Annotated in this window: 14 protein-coding genes and 1 pseudogene; 6 read left to right on the top strand and 9 right to left on the bottom strand. The window is 63.1% G+C overall.

The window, feature by feature from the left end:
• Positions 1–13: 13 nt before the first annotated feature.
• On the bottom strand, positions 14–1,144 hold the full coding sequence (locus tag DK391_RS37760; protein WP_109483106.1) for an anhydro-N-acetylmuramic acid kinase: 1,131 nt from the start codon (positions 1,142–1,144) through the stop codon (positions 14–16).
• Positions 1,145–1,367: 223 nt separating this feature from the next.
• Here DK391_RS37760 and tyrS point away from each other — a divergent pair.
• From tyrS to DK391_RS37745, 3 genes and pseudogenes are all read left to right on the top strand, one after another.
• Positions 1,368–2,615 (top strand): annotated as a pseudogene (gene tyrS, locus DK391_RS37755) (tyrosine--tRNA ligase).
• Between the two features lie 28 nt (positions 2,616–2,643).
• Positions 2,644–3,102 (top strand): D-aminoacyl-tRNA deacylase, encoded by a 459-nt coding sequence (gene dtd, locus DK391_RS37750; RefSeq protein WP_109483105.1) that lies wholly within the window; start codon positions 2,644–2,646, stop codon positions 3,100–3,102.
• A gap of 17 nt (positions 3,103–3,119) precedes the next feature.
• Positions 3,120–3,791, top strand: a complete 672-nt coding sequence (locus DK391_RS37745) for a histidine phosphatase family protein (RefSeq protein WP_109483104.1) — start codon at positions 3,120–3,122, stop codon at positions 3,789–3,791.
• Positions 3,792–3,850: 59 nt separating this feature from the next.
• Here the strand turns inward: DK391_RS37745 and ruvB are convergent, their stop codons facing one another.
• Positions 3,851–4,915, bottom strand: a complete 1,065-nt coding sequence (gene ruvB / locus DK391_RS37740; protein WP_109483103.1) for a Holliday junction branch migration DNA helicase RuvB — start codon at positions 4,913–4,915, stop codon at positions 3,851–3,853.
• A 109-nt stretch (positions 4,916–5,024) separates the two neighbouring features.
• Positions 5,025–5,606 carry a Holliday junction branch migration protein RuvA gene (gene ruvA, locus DK391_RS37735; protein ID WP_109483102.1) on the bottom strand — a complete coding sequence of 194 codons (582 nt, stop codon included), beginning with the start codon at positions 5,604–5,606 and terminating at the stop codon, positions 5,025–5,027.
• A gap of 170 nt (positions 5,607–5,776) precedes the next feature.
• Here ruvA and DK391_RS37730 point away from each other — a divergent pair, with 170 nt between their 5' ends.
• Positions 5,777–6,409 (top strand): LysE family translocator, encoded by a 633-nt coding sequence (locus DK391_RS37730; protein ID WP_109483101.1) that lies wholly within the window; start codon positions 5,777–5,779, stop codon positions 6,407–6,409.
• 18 nt (positions 6,410–6,427) lie between these two features.
• Here DK391_RS37730 and ruvC read toward each other — a convergent pair whose 3' ends face one another.
• The 6 genes from ruvC to DK391_RS37700 form a co-directional block, all read right to left on the bottom strand.
• Positions 6,428–6,970, bottom strand: coding sequence for a crossover junction endodeoxyribonuclease RuvC (gene ruvC / locus DK391_RS37725; protein ID WP_109483100.1), 543 nt, complete (start codon positions 6,968–6,970; stop codon positions 6,428–6,430).
• 118 nt (positions 6,971–7,088) lie between these two features.
• The gene (purH, locus tag DK391_RS37720; protein WP_109483099.1) at positions 7,089–8,654 is read right to left on the bottom strand and encodes a bifunctional phosphoribosylaminoimidazolecarboxamide formyltransferase/IMP cyclohydrolase; all 1,566 of its coding nucleotides are present in this window, start codon (positions 8,652–8,654) and stop codon (positions 7,089–7,091) included.
• 43 nt (positions 8,655–8,697) lie between these two features.
• Entirely contained in the window at positions 8,698–8,931 is a 234-nt protein-coding gene (locus DK391_RS37715) for a Fis family transcriptional regulator (RefSeq protein WP_007587477.1), read from the bottom strand.
• Positions 8,928–9,992: a tRNA dihydrouridine synthase DusB gene (gene dusB / locus DK391_RS37710; protein ID WP_109483098.1), complete on the bottom strand. Its 1,065-nt coding sequence runs from the start codon at positions 9,990–9,992 to the stop codon at positions 8,928–8,930. The genes DK391_RS37715 and dusB overlap by 4 nt, the downstream gene beginning before the upstream one ends.
• A 205-nt stretch (positions 9,993–10,197) precedes the next feature.
• Entirely contained in the window at positions 10,198–11,385 is a 1,188-nt protein-coding gene (locus DK391_RS37705; RefSeq protein ID WP_109483097.1) for a UbiH/UbiF/VisC/COQ6 family ubiquinone biosynthesis hydroxylase, read from the bottom strand.
• 21 nt (positions 11,386–11,406) lie between these two features.
• A complete protein-coding gene (locus tag DK391_RS37700; RefSeq protein ID WP_109483118.1) occupies positions 11,407–12,798 on the bottom strand; it encodes an aminopeptidase P N-terminal domain-containing protein in 1,392 nt (463 codons plus the stop codon).
• Between the two features lie 307 nt (positions 12,799–13,105).
• Between DK391_RS37700 and DK391_RS37695 the strand changes: the two genes are divergently transcribed.
• Positions 13,106–13,714 carry a glutathione S-transferase C-terminal domain-containing protein gene (locus tag DK391_RS37695; RefSeq protein WP_109483096.1) on the top strand — a complete coding sequence of 203 codons (609 nt, stop codon included), beginning with the start codon at positions 13,106–13,108 and terminating at the stop codon, positions 13,712–13,714.
• Between the two features lie 227 nt (positions 13,715–13,941).
• Positions 13,942–14,688: a M48 family metallopeptidase gene (locus tag DK391_RS37690; RefSeq protein WP_204117512.1), complete on the top strand. Its 747-nt coding sequence runs from the start codon at positions 13,942–13,944 to the stop codon at positions 14,686–14,688.
• Positions 14,689–14,855: the final 167 nt, after the last annotated feature.

Raw genomic sequence — 14,855 nt, 5'->3', positions numbered from 1 at the left:
ACCAATCCGCACGTTATCGCGGATAGATTGCGCCCAGCACGCGCTCACCGGCAGCGCCCGTCACCGAAGGCAGATTGCCTGGCTCGCGCGCGACGCAACGCATGGCGAGCCAGGCGAAGGCCAGCGGCTCGACCTGATGCGGTGGCACGCCGAGCGCCTCGGTGGTCATGACCGGAACGCCGCTGCAGCCGCTTTCGGCCAGCGCGCCTTGCAACGCCTTCATGATTTCCGGATTGCGCGCGCCGCCGCCGCAGACGTAGACCGCCTTGCAGTCCGGCGCGTGCCGCTCGACTTCGCGGGCGACGGTCACGGCAGTCAGCGCGACGAGCGTTGCCTGAACATCGGCGGGGCTGACGTCGGCGAATCCTTGCAGGCGAGTGTCGAGCCATTCGGGGTTGAACAGGTCGCGGCCCGTGCTCTTGGGCGGCTGCGCTTCGAAAAACGGCTCGTCGAGCAGTGCATTGAGCAACGGACGATGTACCTGACCCGTCGCCGCGAACTGGCCGTTTTCGTCGTAAGGCTTCTTCAGATGCCGTTGCGACCACTCGTCGAGCAGCGCATTCGCCGGGCCGCAATCGAAGCCGCGCACCGCGCCGTTCGCCGACAGAATCGTGATGTTGCTGATGCCGCCCAGATTGCAGACCACGCGCGTCTCGTTCTTCGCGCCGAAAACCGTCGCGTGGAACGCCGGCACGAGTGGCGCGCCCTGGCCGCCCGCCGCGACATCGCGGCTGCGGAAATCGGCGATCACGTCGATATGCGCCATTTCCGCCAGCAGCGACGGATTGTTGATCTGCTTCGTATAGCCCTTTTCCGGCCGATGCCGCACCGTCTGGCCGTGCACGCCGATTGCGCGGACCTCGGCCGCCGACAGATTGCCCGCGCGCAGCAATTCGTGGCAGCACACCGTGTAGCGCGCGGCGAGCGCGTTGGCGGCGAGCGCTTCACGCTCGATTTCGTTGTCGCCGGGTTGCTGGAGCGCGAACAGCGCGTCGCGCAGCCCCTCGGAGAAGCCCACAAAAGCCTGCGATCGAACGACGGGCGCCTTGCCCGCCGCAAATTCGACGGCCACACCGTCCACGCCGTCCATGCTGGTGCCCGACATCAACCCGAAATACACGCCGTCTGCCGTGTCTTTGGCCACGCTTTGCTCCTCTGATCGTCGTTGGTCGCGCCTCATCGACATTGTCGGCGCAGGATTGACGTCGATTGTCGCGCATCGCGACGCGTTGAAACAACCTGACCGAACGGGATAGGCGGCGCGCGAGACGGATCACGCCGCGAGTTGCGGGCGTTTCGCGTGAGATCAGGGCGCAATGCCTCGCAACTATGGGACAATCTCTCTTTTTGCGATCTCCCGTTCCAGCATGAGCACCGAGTCCACCGCCAAGCCCAATTCCGCCTTCCCGATCACCGACGAAGTCCGCCACGCGCTCGAAGTCACCAAACGCGGCGTCGACGAACTGCTGATCGAAGAGGAGTTCGCGCAGAAGCTCGCGAAATGCGCGGCCACGGGCACGCCGCTGCGCATCTAGCTCGGTCTCGATCCGACGGCGCCCGACATTCACATCGGCCATACCGTCGTGCTGAACAAGATGCGCCAGTTGCAGGATCTTGGTCACACGGTGATCTTTCTGATCGGCGATTTCACGTCGCTGATCGGCGATCCGTCGGGCCGCAACGCGACGCGTCCGCCGCTCACGCGCGAGCAGATCGAATCGAACGCCAAGACTTACTTCGAGCAGGCCGCGCTGGTACTCGACCGTGAAAAGACGGAAATCCGCTACAACAGCGAATGGTCGATGCCGCTCGGCGCCGACGGCATGATCAAGCTGGCGTCGCGTTACACGGTCGCACGCATTCTGGAGCGCGAAGACTTTACGAAGCGTTTCCAGGGCGGCGTGCCCATTTCGATTCATGAGTTCCTGTATCCGCTGATGCAGGGCTACGACTCCGTCGCGCTGAACGCCGATCTCGAACTCGGCGGCACCGATCAGAAGTTCAACCTGCTGGTCGGTCGTGAACTGCAAAAGCAGTACGGCCAGGAACAGCAGTGCATTCTGACGATGCCGCTGCTCGAAGGGTTGGACGGCGTTGAGAAGATGTCGAAGTCGAAGGCCAACTACGTCGGTATCAGCGAAAAGCCGACCGACATGTTCGGCAAGCTGATGAGCATCTCCGACGTGCTGATGTGGCGTTACTTCGAACTGCTGTCGTTCCGTCCTATGACGGAAATCGAAGGCTTCAAGCGCGAGATCGAAGGCGGACGCAATCCGCGCGATTTCAAGGTGATGCTCGCGCAGGAAATCGTCACGCGCTTCCACTCGCAAGGCGACGCCGAGCGCGCGCTCGAAGACTTCAATCACCGCGCGAAGGGCGGCGTGCCGGACGATATTCCTTCCGTTACGCTCGCAGGCGCGCCGCTGGCGATTGGCCAGTTGCTCAAGCAGGCCGGCCTCGTGCCGTCGACGAGCGAAGCGCTGCGCAACATCGAGCAGGGCGGCGTGAAGATCGACGGCGCGACCGTGTCGGACAAGGGTCTGAAGGTCGAGGCGGGTGAGTTCGTCGTGCAGGTCGGCAAGCGCCGTTTTGCACGCGTCACGCTGACGGCATGATGCCTGTCGCCCAACTGAAGCACGCCGCATGATCGCGCTGATCCAACGCGTGCGGCGCGCCGAAGTGCGCGTGGGTGACCGCGTGACGGGCGCGATCGAAGCGGGACTGCTCGCGCTGGTCTGTGCCGAACGCGGCGATACTGAGGCTGCCGCCGACAAACTGCTCGCCAAAGTGCTCGGTTATCGCGTGTTTAGCGACGCTGCGGGCAAGATGAATTTGTCCGTGCAGAACATCGACGGCGAAGGCCGTTCAGGCGGTTTGCTGCTGGTCTCGCAATTCACACTCGCCGCCGACACCAACAGCGGCCTGCGCCCGAGTTTCACGCCCGCAGCGCCGCCCGACGAAGGCCGGCGCCTGTTCGACTACTTCGTGACGGCGGCGCGCGCCAAGCATTCCATCGTCGAGACAGGCGAATTCGGTGCAGACATGCAGGTGTCGCTCGTCAACGACGGCCCTGTCACGTTCTGGCTTCAGACTCGCGCGTAACGCTCTCACTCATTCTCATGGCAACACAAGTCCTCTTCATCCGGCACGGCGAAACCGACTGGAACCGCATCAAGCGGATCCAGGGGCATATCGATATTCCGCTTGCGACGAGTGGCGTCGATCAGGCGCAGCGTCTCGCTGAGCGATTCGCGCGCGAGGCCAAGGAAGGCGCGCGGCTCGACGCGATCTATTCGAGCGATCTCATGCGCGCGCAACAGACTGCGCAGCCATTCGCCGATGTGCTTGGACTGCCGCTGAATCTGAAGGAAGGTCTGCGAGAGCGCAACTACGGTGCCTTCCAGGGACACGATAGCGATGAAATCGCGCTGCGTTTTCCCGACGAATACGCACAGTGGCAGACGCGCGATCCGGGTTTTTCGCCGCCCGAGGGCGAATCGCAGCGCGTGTTTTATCACCGCGTTCTACATGCCATCGAGCCGATCGTCGCTGCGCATCCGGATCAACGGATCGCGTGTGTCGCGCATGGCGGCGTGCTGGATTGCGTGTATCGCTTCGCGAATGGTTTGACGCTTGAGGCGCCGCGCAGCTATCCGTTGCTGAACACGAGCGTGAATGTCGTCGAGTTTGAGAATGGCCGCGCGAAGGTCTTGTCGTGGGCCGATGTCGTGCATCTGGACGGTCAGTCAGAAGACGACAGTTTTAAGAAAGCGCCCGAAGCAGGGCGTTGAGTCTTTCAGGCGCGGCGTCACACATAAGACGCGCGCCGCGTCTTTCGCCTGAGAGCCGCTTAGCTCGGCTCGGAATCCAGCAGATTGCGTAAAGGACTTCCCGAATCCGGCGCAGCCAGGCCGAAGTGCCGGTACGTCAACAGCGTGGCGACGCGACCGCGCGGCGTGCGCTGCAAGAAACCTTGCTGGATCAGATACGGTTCGAGCACATCTTCAATCGTGTCGCGTTCTTCGCCGATCGCCGCCGCCAGATTGTCCACGCCAACCGGACCGCCATCGAACTTGTGCAGGATCGCTTCGAGCAGCTTGCGGTCCATCAGATCGAAGCCGACGGGATCGACATCAAGCATTTTCAGTGCGGCATCCGCGACTTTCGCGGTGATATTGCCGTCTGCCTTCACCTCGGCGTAATCACGCACACGGCGCAGCAATCGGTTCGCAATACGTGGCGTGCCGCGCGAGCGCCTGGCGATTTCCAGTGCGCCTTCGGGATGAATCTGCGCGCCCAGCAGCGAGGCCGAACGGCTCACGATACGCGCCAGTTCTTCGGCGTTATAAAACTCCAGCCGCGCAACGATCCCGAAGCGATCGCGCAGCGGGTTGGTCAGCATGCCCGCACGTGTAGTCGCGCCGACCAGCGTAAACGGCTGCAGATCCAGCTTCACGCTACGCGCAGCCGGGCCTTCGCCGATCATGATGTCGATCTGATAATCCTCGAGCGCCGGATACAGGATTTCCTCGACCACAGGCGACAGCCGGTGAATTTCGTCGATGAAAAGAACGTCGTTGGCTTCGAGATTGGTCAGCAGTGCGGCGAGGTCGCCCGCGCGTTCGAGCACAGGGCCCGAAGTCTGCCGCATATTGACACCCATTTCACGCGCGATGATGTGCGCGAGCGTGGTCTTACCGAGACCCGGCGGCCCGAACAGCAACACGTGATCCAGCGATTCCGAGCGCCGCTTGGCCGCCTCGATGAAGATTTCCAGCTGGCCGCGCACCTTTTCCTGACCGACGTATTCGTCGAGCTGGCGCGGGCGCAACGCACGCTCGAACGCTTCCTCGTTCGACGACACGGGCGTGGCGGCGATGATGCGTTCGGCGGCGAGTTTGTCGTGTTCGATCATGCAGGCATTGTACCGCGCAGCGCCTGTTCGCAGACCTGGCCGAACGGCCAGGGTGTGCACGTTCCGGCGGCATGCGAAGCTTCACACATCGCCGCTCGTGAAAGCCCGCTCAGGCCTTCGACAGCGCCTTCAAGGCGAGCTTGATGCCTTCGGAAACGCCTGTACTCGCCGGTACGTTTTTGATGGCCGCAAGCGCTTCTTTTTCAGAGTACCCCAATGCCAGCAATGCATTCAGGATGTCGGACGCGTGATCGGACTGCGACGCCGCGCTCGCCATCGCGCCCAGGTCGGCGCCGAGCTTGCCCTTCAGTTCAAGCAGGAGCCGCTCCGCCGTTTTCTTGCCGATGCCCGGCACGCGCGTGAGGCGCGCGGCGTCCTGCATCGTCACCGTTTGCGACAGTTCCTGCACGCTCATGCCGGACAGCACGGCCAGCGCCATACGCGCGCCGATGCCCGTGATCTTTAACAACTCGCGAAATGTCGAACGCTCTTGTGGCGTGAGAAAGCCGTATAGCAGATGCGCGTCTTCGCGCACGATCATCTGCGTGAGCAGCACGACTTTTTCGCCGGTGCCGGGCAGGTTGTAGAACGTGCTCATCGGCACATCGACTTCGTAGCCGACGCCGTTGCAGTCGATCAGAAGGTGAGGCGGATTCTTTTCCAGCAGGACGCCGGCGATGCGACCGATCATGGCAGGTTCGTTCTATCGAAAGGGGAAAGCGCGAGTGTAGCGCAGCGTGATCGGCTTTCGTACGCCACTTCTGACGAAGTAGAAGGAGGAGCCTGATTGACCTCATCGCTCGCGCTCCCTACACTGAGATCCCTTTTGGACGTTCCGTCACTGGCCAAAAGGGGTCTTCGATGCTCAGTCTCACCACACTCGCGCTGTTCTCAGGCGCGTGTCTCGCGCTTACCGCCACACCCGGTCCCGATATGTTGCTGATTGCTTCCCGCAGCGTGAGCCAGGGGAGGGCGGCGGGTTTCGCGTCGTTCGCCGGGATCATGGTCGGCACATACTGCCATGCACTCGCAGCGGCATTCGGCCTGTCACAGCTCTTTCTGGCCGCGCCGATGGCCTATGACATCGTGCGCTTCGCGGGCGCGGCCTATCTGCTCTATCTCGCGTGGAAAACGATCCGCTCGGAAGGCACGATGCTCACGCCCGATGCGTCGATGCGGCGCTATCCCGTCGGCAGAATTTTCAGGCAAGGGTTGTTCACGAATCTGCTCAACCCGAAGGTTGCGCTGTTCGTGCTCGCGCTGTTTCCGCAATTCGTGAAGCCGGAGGCGGGATCGGTCGCCGTGCAGATCATGGTGCTGGCGACCGTGCTCAATGTGATTGGCTTCTTCGTGAATGGCAGCGTGATTCTGCTTGCCAGCAGGCTCAGCCGAAAGCTGACTGGCGGCAAGCGTCCGTCGCGCTGGCCGCAGTATCTGCTTGGGTCGGTGTTTGCCGGGTTGGCATGCCGGCTGGCGTTGGCGGGACAGCGCTGACGATAAAGCTACAGGCGCTTAGCCCACCAGCCGCCCGCGCCTGACGCGCAAGCCCTTCTTCGCAAGTGCCGGCGCGATGCCGCCCAGCGTGCTCAACGTGCCGCCACCGTGCGCGTGGCAGATCGCCATGCCGAGTGCATCGGCGGCGTCAGTGGACGGGATGCCCGAGAGACACAGCAGCCGCACGACCATCTGCTGCATCTGCTCCTTGGTCGCGCGTCCGTAGCCGACCACGGCCTGCTTCAGCTGCAGCGCGGTGTATTCCGCGACGGGCACGCCGCCCGCCACCAGCCCGCAGATCGCCGCACCGCGCGCCTGGCCGAGCAGCAGCGTGGACTGCGGATTGACGTTCACAAACACCTTTTCAATCGCCGACTGATCCGGCGCGTGTTGCCGGATCAGCGTCGAAATGCCTTCGAAAATGGTGCCGAGGCGGCTTGGCAAATCGGCATCGGCTGTCTTGATGACGCCGCTCGTCACATAGGTCAACTGGTGGCCCGATACGTCGATCACGCCGAAGCCAGTGACGCGCAAACCGGGGTCGATGCCGAGAATTCTCATAAGTACCGTGCGTATTCAGTGCCTGCGATACTACAACGGCATCGCTTCAAACGCGAAATGCAAAACGGCCCGGCAGTTGCAAACTGCCGGGCCGTTTCAGAAGCAGCAGATCAGCCGATCAGTGGCGGAAGTGGCGGATGCCCGTCACGACCATCGCGATGTTGTGCTCGTCGGCGGCGGCGATCACTTCGTCGTCGCGCATCGAGCCGCCCGGCTGGATCACGCAGGTCGCGCCTGCATTCACCACCACGTCGAGGCCGTCGCGGAACGGGAAGAACGCATCCGACGCCACAGCCGTACCCGACAGCGTCAGGCCTGCGTTCTGCGCCTTGATGCTCGCGATACGCGCCGAATCCACGCGGCTCATCTGACCCGCGCCGACGCCCATCGTCATGCCGTTCGCGCAGAACACGATCGCGTTCGACTTGACGAACTTCGCGACGCGCCATGCAAACAGCAGATCGTCCATTTCCTTCGGCGTCGGGTGACGCTTCGTCACGACGCGCAGTTCGTGCGGCTGCACGTTCTTGGCGTCCAGCGATTGCACCAGCAGACCGCCGCCCACGCGCTTCAGATCGAACGCGTTGTGGCCTTCGCCGAGTGCGATTTCGAGCAGACGCACATTCTGCTTGGCTGCGAACACCTGCTTCGCAGCGTCGCTGAACGACGGTGCGATCAGCACTTCGACGAACTGCTTGGCAACAGCCTGCGCAGCCGTTTCATCGACTTCACGATTGAACGCGATGATGCCGCCGAACGCCGAAGTCGGGTCCGTCTGGAACGCTTTCGAGTACGCTTCGTGCGGATTCGCGCCGACTGCCACGCCACACGGGTTCGCGTGCTTGATGATCACGCAGGCCGGTGCGTCGAACGTCTTCACGCATTCCCACGCAGCGTCCGAATCGGCGATGTTGTTGTACGACAGTTCCTTGCCTTGCAGCTGGCGATAGTTCGCGAGCGCGCCGGCGGGCACAGCGATATCGCGGTAGAACGCAGCGCTTTGATGCGGGTTCTCGCCGTAGCGCAGATCCTGGACCTTCTCGAACGCCATGTTCAGCGTCGCGGGATACGTGTTGCGCTCGCGGTGCTGCAGTTCTTCCGTGAGGCTCGTCAGGTAGTTCGTGATCGCGCCGTCGTACTGCGCGGTGTGCGCGTACACCTTGGTAGCAAGGCGGAAGTTTGTCTTGTAGCCGACCGTGTTGCCGTTCGCGCGCATTTCGTCGAGCACGACTGCGTAGTCAGCGGGATCGACCACGACGGTCACGTCGCGATGATTCTTCGCCGCCGAGCGCAGCATGGTCGGGCCGCCGATATCGATGTTCTCGATCGCGTCTTCGAGCGAGCACTCTTCCTTCGAGATCGTCTGCACGAACGGGTACAGGTTCACGACGAGCAGATCGATGGTCGGGATGTCGTGCTTTTCGAGCGCTGCCATGTGCTCGGGCAGATCGCGGCGAGCCAGGATGCCGCCGTGCACCTTCGGGTGCAGCGTTTTCACGCGCCCATCCAGCATTTCCGGAAAGCCCGTGTAGTCGGCCACTTCGGTAACGGAAAGGCCGGCGTCCGCGAGCAGTTTCGCGGTGCCGCCTGTAGACAGGATCTTGACGCCGAGGTCCGACAGCGATTTCGCGAAATCGACGATGCCTGACTTGTCGGAAACGGAGATGAGCGCTTGCTTGATCATGATGAGAACAAAAGCCGATGAAAGGCGTGGCAGGGCGCCAGAACTACAGCAGGCCGTGCTGTTGCAGTTTCTTGCGCAGCGTATTGCGGTTGATGCCGAGGTACTCGGCTGCCAGCGACTGATTGCCGCCGGCCTGCTCGAGCACCACCTCGAGCAACGGTTTTTCGACGCACGAAATCACCATGTCGTATACGTCGTGCGGATTGGAGCCGTCGAGATCCTGAAAGTACATACCCAGGCTATCGCGGACACATTGTTCGATATTGTGCTTGCTCATGCTGCTAGTCGGTCGGTTTGATCCTGCTCACCGTTGTTGTTGACTTCGTTGTCGACGTACACGAGGCGGTCCGAAATCGCCTTTTGCGCGTCGAAGAATTCGTTGACGGCGAGCAGTTGTTCGCGCGTCGTGTCCAGCGTATTCATACGGTGGCGGAACACGTTGGCGCCAGAAAGGCCGCGAGTGTACCAGCCGATGTGCTTGCGCGCAGTGCGAACGCCCGTAAATTCGCCGTAGAACGCGTAGTGATCTTCGAGATGCTCGTTCATCACTGCCTGGATCTCGTCGATACGCGGCGCTTCCATCAACTCGCCCGTACGCAGGAAATACTCGATCTCGCGGAACAGCCATGGGCGCCCCTGTGCCGCCCGGCCGATCATGATCGCGTCAGCACCCGTCGCGGCCAGCACCTCGCGCGCCTTGTGCGGCGTGGTGATGTCGCCGTTCGCAACCACGGGAATCTTCACCGCGGCTTTCACGGCGGCGATCGTTTCGTACTCCGCGTCGCCGTGATACAGGTCGGCGCGCGTGCGGCCGTGCACGGTCAGCATCGAAATGCCTGCGTTTTCGGCGAGGTGCGCGACATTCAGCGCGTTTTTGTTCTCGCGATTCCAGCCCGTGCGGATTTTCAGCGTGACGGGCACGGCATCCGGACCGACGCCCACCGCATTCACCACCGCCTCGACGATCCGCTGCACCAGCGGTTCGTTCTGCAACAGCGCCGAACCGGCGGCGACGTTACAGACCTTCTTGGCGGGGCAGCCCATGTTGATGTCGATGATCTGCGCGCCGTTCGCCACGTTGTAGCGCGCGGCTTCGGCCATCATCTGCGGGTCGGCGCCCGCGATCTGCACGGAGATCGGTTCGACTTCGCCCGCGTGGTTGGCGCGGCGCATCGTCTTTTCGCTTTTCCACAGTTGCGCGTTCGACGCGACCATCTCGGACACCGCATAGCCCGCGCCCATGCGCTTGCAGAGCTGGCGGAACGGGCGATCGGTGACGCCCGCCATCGGGGCGACGAACAGGTTGTTGCGCAGAGTGTGGGAGCCGAGAGTGGGCAGGGCGGACGTCGGCGGCGCGTCAAAGGTGCGCCAGAAACGTCGAAATCGCGCACCGCACGTACCGCAAAATACGAGGGAAAACCGCTATTTTAGCGTTAACGCGTTGACCCAGATCGAACCGCGCCTGATGTAACTCATTAAATCTTCTATGAAAGTGGCCGCGTTCATAGAACGGCGGCCATTTTTAGCGCGATCACGCCAGGTTTTAGCGACGCTGTCCGAACATCATTTGTCGCGCCAGCGCGGTCTTGACGGGCGGCACGAATTCGAGCGCGGTGAGCGCGAGGCCGCGCAATGCCGCGAGCGGCGGGAAGTCGATCGTGAACAGGCGCGCGAGCGTATCGGTGGCGCCGATCGTCATGCGACGATCCAGCGCGCGGCGCTGCGCAAACTCGATCAGTGCGCTGCGCGTCGCGCCGTATTGCGACAGCGCGTCGGCGAGTGCGTGGGCATCGCGCAGACCGAGATTCAGCCCCTGACCGGCGACGGGATGCAGTGTTTGCGCCGCATTGCCGATCGCGACGACGTTGCCCTTGACGAGGGTATCGACGGTATTGAGCCCGAGCGGAAATGCCGCGCGGCCCTTGATCTGCACGAAGCGGCCCATCCGGTCGCCAAACTCGGTGCCGAGTTCGCGCAAAAAGTCTTCATCCGACAATTGCGCGCGGCGCGCCGCTTCGTCCGGCGCGCAACACCAGACCAGCGCGTAGTCCGCCCCGCGCACACCGCCCGTCGGCAGCAGCGCAATCGGACCTTGCGACGTGAAGCGCTCCCATGCGACATGAGGTCGGGGCGACGACAACGTGACGGTGCCAACCAGCGCCGTTTGTCCGTAGTCGCGCGTTTCGCCCGAACCCGCCTGCTGTTCGCCGAACAGGCCGCCTTCGGCATTCACCAGAATGCGCGTGCGCAGCGTACGCGCGACATGCGCGCTTTCGATCGGCAGCAGCACGCCGTCGTCTTCGAGCGGCTGCGGCGCTTGCGCTTTGGTCGATCTGAACCAGTGCACGGGCGTCGCGCGCACGGCATCGGCCAGCGCGTGGACGATCGAGCCATAACGCAACACGTAGCCGAGCGCCGGCAAGCCATGCTCCGCGTGATCGATCAGCGTGCGCCCGAAGTGGCCGCGCTGCGACACGTGAATGCGCTGGATGGCCGTCGCGTCGGACGGCCAGGCGAGCGGCTCGAGGATCATCCGGCTGCCTTGCGACACGGCGATCGCACGCGGATCGGCAATCGAATCTTCCGGTTCGCGCGCATCGATCAGCGCGATATTCAGCTTCTGCGTCGCGCTGCGCCGCGCGAGCCAGCCCGCGAGCGCGAGACCGACGGGACCGGCGCCGACGATCGTCACGTCGTAGTCGAATGGCGCGGCCTGTTGCACTTCGTTCATGTTCTTCTCTGTTCCTTGCGCTCAGGCGTCGCTGGCGGCATGTGCCTGTTGCATCAGCGCCTCGATTTCGTCTGCATCGACGGGCACGCCGCGCGTGATCAGTTCGCAGCCCGTGGCGGTGACGATGGCGTCGTCCTCGATACGAATGCCGATGTTCCAGTATTTCTCGGGCACATCGTCGGCGGCACGGATGTAGAGACCCGGCTCGATGGTCAGCGTCATGCCCGGCTTCAGCGTGCGCCAGGGCAGGGCGCCTGTCTCGTCGGCGGGGGTGCCGCGCTCGCGATAGTCGCCCGCGTCGTGCACGTCCATGCCGAGCCAGTGACCGGTGCGATGCATGTAGAAGCGCGCATACGCACGCTCTTCGATCACTTCATCCACGCCCGCAAACAGATCGCGGTTGAGAATGCCCGTGTCGAGCAGCCCTTGCGCGAGCACACGCACGGCGGCCTGATGCGGCGCGTCGAAGCTCGCGCCTGCTTTGGTCGCGTCGATGGCGGCCTGCTGCGCGGCCAGCACGATGTCGTATAACTCGCGCTGCGCGGGCGTGAAGCGGCCGCTTGCGGGGAAGGTACGCGTGATGTCGGACGCGTAGCCGTCGAGTTCGCACGCTGCGTCGATCAGGATCAGATCGCCGTCCTGCGCGATGGCGTTGCCGGCCGGATAGTGGAGCACGCAAGCATTAGCGCCCGCAGCGACGATCGAACCGTACGCCGGCGCCTGCGCGCCATGTTTGCGGAAGGTGTAAAGCAGTTCGGCTTCGAGTTCGTACTCGCGCACGCCGGGATGGCACGCCGCCATCGCGCGGCGATGTGCCTGCGCGGAAATCGCGGCCGCACGTCGCATGATGGCGAGTTCGTGGTCGTCCTTGACGAGGCGCATCTCGTCGAGCAGCGGCACGACATCATGGGCAGCCGATGGCGCCAGCACGCCGCTTCTGCCTTGCATGCGCACGGCGTCGAGCCACTGGCGCACCTTGGCGTCGAACTGTTCCGATGCACCGAGGGCGTAGTGTAGCGCCGGCTTGTCGGCGATGATGCGCGGCAACTGCGCGTCGACTTCGTCGAAGGCGAACGCGGCGTCGAAACCAAACGCTTCGCGCGCGCCTTCCGGGCCGAAGCGGAAGCCTTCCCACGTTTCGCGCTCGGCGTTCTTCGCGCGGCAGAACAGGATGGCGGCCGGCTCGTTTTCCTTCGCGCTGGCGTCGAGCACCAGCAGCGCTTCCGGCTCGGTGAAACCCGTCAGATAGTAGAAGTAGCTGTCGTGCCGGTACGGATAGTCGGCGGCGCGATTGCGCAGCGTCTCGGGCGCGGTCGGAATGATGGCGACGCCGTTGCCTGCCGCGCGCAGCGCATCGAGCACGCGGGCGCGGCGCTGACGGTAGATGTCGATTGCCGTGGTGAGATCGGTCATGAGTTCGGTCGGCGGTTCATCGTGCGTGGGGAAAGGCGGCGCGGCGGACAAGGCCTTGCGCCGCGCGGCAGCGTAGCAATGGTGCCAGTGATGCAATTGTATCGCCCAACTGAAATCGCTTCCGCGACGCCCGTAGCCGCGCGCAGAGTTTGGCCATCCGGCTAGCTGGACCGTCGCGCGAGGGCGCGGCATTGTTGCAATCTGTCTACAACCGGGCGATCCCGCGGCCCGAAGCACGCTGCGCGGCGCACGGAAACAGCGCCAACGCACGTATACTTGCGCCCAATTTCAATCAAGGCAGGATGTAATGAAACTCATCGGTTCGCTGTCGAGCCCATTTGTCCGCAAGGCGCGGATCGTGCTCGCGGAAAAGAAAATCGACTACAAGCTCGAACTCGAAAACGTCTGGGCCGCCGACACGGCCATTCACGAGTACAACCCGATCGGCAAGGTGCCGTGCCTCGTGATGGAAGACGGCGCCGCCGTGTTCGATTCGCGCGTGATCTGCGAATACGTCGATACGCTGTCGCCTGTGTGCAAGCTCGTGCCGCAGTCGGGTCGCGAGCGTGTCGAAGTGCGCTGCTGGGAAGCGCTCGCCGACGGCATCATGGACGCCGCCGTGCTGATCCGTCTCGAAGGTGTGCTGCGCGAAGAAGCCCATCGCAGCGAATCGTGGATCGCGCGTCAGCGCCACAAGATCGACGACGGGCTGATTGCGATGGCGCAAGGACTCGCTTCGAAGACATGGTGCGCGGGCAATCACTACACGCTCGCCGATGTCGCGGTTGGCTGTGCGCTGAGCTATCTGGATTTCCGCATGCCGCAACTCGACTGGCGCGAGCAGCACCCGAATCTCGACAAGTACTACCAGAAGTTGACGCAGCGTCAGTCGTTCATCGACACCGCACTGACCTGATTTTCGCCCGCCGATGCATCGCGCATCGAAACGCTGCGCGAGTGTCGTCTGGTGTTGACGGATCGTTAAAGAAGCTTTCAATTTCCACGAAAACTCCTTTCAACATGTTAAAAAAGCGCCTGCCTGTCAGGCGCTTTTTGTTGGGCGTCTGCACGGATAAAACCGCAGGGGCGCGCCCAGGCGGACCACAGACAGCATCCGTCAAGGGGAAGTTCGCCGTGAAAAAGATTTGCGCCACTCTCGCTGCCGCCGCGTGCGGCGTGCTCGCCGCCTGTTCGGGCGTGAGCCTCGATCCCAATTCGCTCGTGCAGTCCGGCTCGCAGGCGATGCAAGCCGCGTCGCTCACCGATTCCGACGTGCGCACGCTGTCCGACAAATCCTGCGCGCAACTCGATTCCGAGAACCAGATCGCGCCCGCCGGCAGCGCGTACACCAGGCGGCTGAACAAGATCGCCGCGCAGCTCGGCAACAACATCAACGGCGTGCCCGTCAACTACAAGGTCTACCTCACGAAGGACGTCAACGCGTGGGCGATGGCGAACGGCTGCGTGCGGGTCTACAGCGGCCTGATGGACATGATGACGGACGATGAAGTGCGCGGCGTCGTCGGTCACGAGATGGGTCACGTGGCGCTTGGCCATACGAAGAAAGCGATGCAGGTGGCGTATGCGACGTCGGCGATCCGGTCGGTCGCATCGTCGGCGGGCGGGAGCACGGGCGCGATCTCGGCGTCGCAGTTGGGTGATTTCTCCGAGAAGCTTGTGAACGCGCAGTTCTCGCAATCGCAGGAAACAGCGGCGGACGATTATTCGTTCGATATCCAGAAGAAGAAAGGCCAGGATCCGAGTGGGCTTGTCAGCGCGTTTAACAAGCTGGCGACGCTCGATGGCGGGAAGTCGAGCATGATGAGTTCGCATCCGGCGTCGGCGGCGCGGGCACAGCGTATTCAGCAAAGGATTGCTGCTAGTCAGTAGGCTGGCGGCTGGTGGTTTGGTTTTGGCGAGCTTTGCGTTGGCATCCGCGGTTTGCTTTTGCGCTGGCATCCGCGGTTTGTTAGTGGTTCTTCACGCGTCGCCCCTGTGCGGGGCAGCACCTACTTTTCTTTGCCGCGGCAAAGAAAAGTAGGCAAAAGAAAGCCGCT

This window comes from Paraburkholderia sp. C35 (genome assembly GCF_003121405.1).
In the GTDB taxonomy this organism is placed as follows: domain Bacteria; phylum Pseudomonadota; class Gammaproteobacteria; order Burkholderiales; family Burkholderiaceae; genus Paraburkholderia.
Note: the sequence above shows the minus strand (reverse complement) of the source record. Positions and strands in the feature narration are given on the sequence as shown.

What these genes read in the sequence shown, in the direction of transcription:
- dtd (WP_109483105.1), top strand. Translation starts at nt 2,644, where the DNA reads ATGATCGCGCTGATCCAACGCGTGCGGCGCGCCGAAGTGCGCGTGGGT.
- DK391_RS37745 (WP_109483104.1), top strand. Translation starts at nt 3,120, where the DNA reads ATGGCAACACAAGTCCTCTTCATCCGGCACGGCGAAACCGACTGGAAC.
- ruvB (WP_109483103.1), bottom strand. Translation starts at nt 4,915, where the DNA reads ATGATCGAACACGACAAACTCGCCGCCGAACGCATCATCGCCGCCACG.
- ruvA (WP_109483102.1), bottom strand. Translation starts at nt 5,606, where the DNA reads ATGATCGGTCGCATCGCCGGCGTCCTGCTGGAAAAGAATCCGCCTCAC.
- DK391_RS37730 (WP_109483101.1), top strand. Translation starts at nt 5,777, where the DNA reads ATGCTCAGTCTCACCACACTCGCGCTGTTCTCAGGCGCGTGTCTCGCG.
- ruvC (WP_109483100.1), bottom strand. Translation starts at nt 6,970, where the DNA reads ATGAGAATTCTCGGCATCGACCCCGGTTTGCGCGTCACTGGCTTCGGC.
- purH (WP_109483099.1), bottom strand. Translation starts at nt 8,654, where the DNA reads ATGATCAAGCAAGCGCTCATCTCCGTTTCCGACAAGTCAGGCATCGTC.
- DK391_RS37715 (WP_007587477.1), bottom strand. Translation starts at nt 8,931, where the DNA reads ATGAGCAAGCACAATATCGAACAATGTGTCCGCGATAGCCTGGGTATG.
- DK391_RS37705 (WP_109483097.1), bottom strand. Translation starts at nt 11,385, where the DNA reads ATGAACGAAGTGCAACAGGCCGCGCCATTCGACTACGACGTGACGATC.
- DK391_RS37700 (WP_109483118.1), bottom strand. Translation starts at nt 12,798, where the DNA reads ATGACCGATCTCACCACGGCAATCGACATCTACCGTCAGCGCCGCGCC.
- DK391_RS37695 (WP_109483096.1), top strand. Translation starts at nt 13,106, where the DNA reads ATGAAACTCATCGGTTCGCTGTCGAGCCCATTTGTCCGCAAGGCGCGG.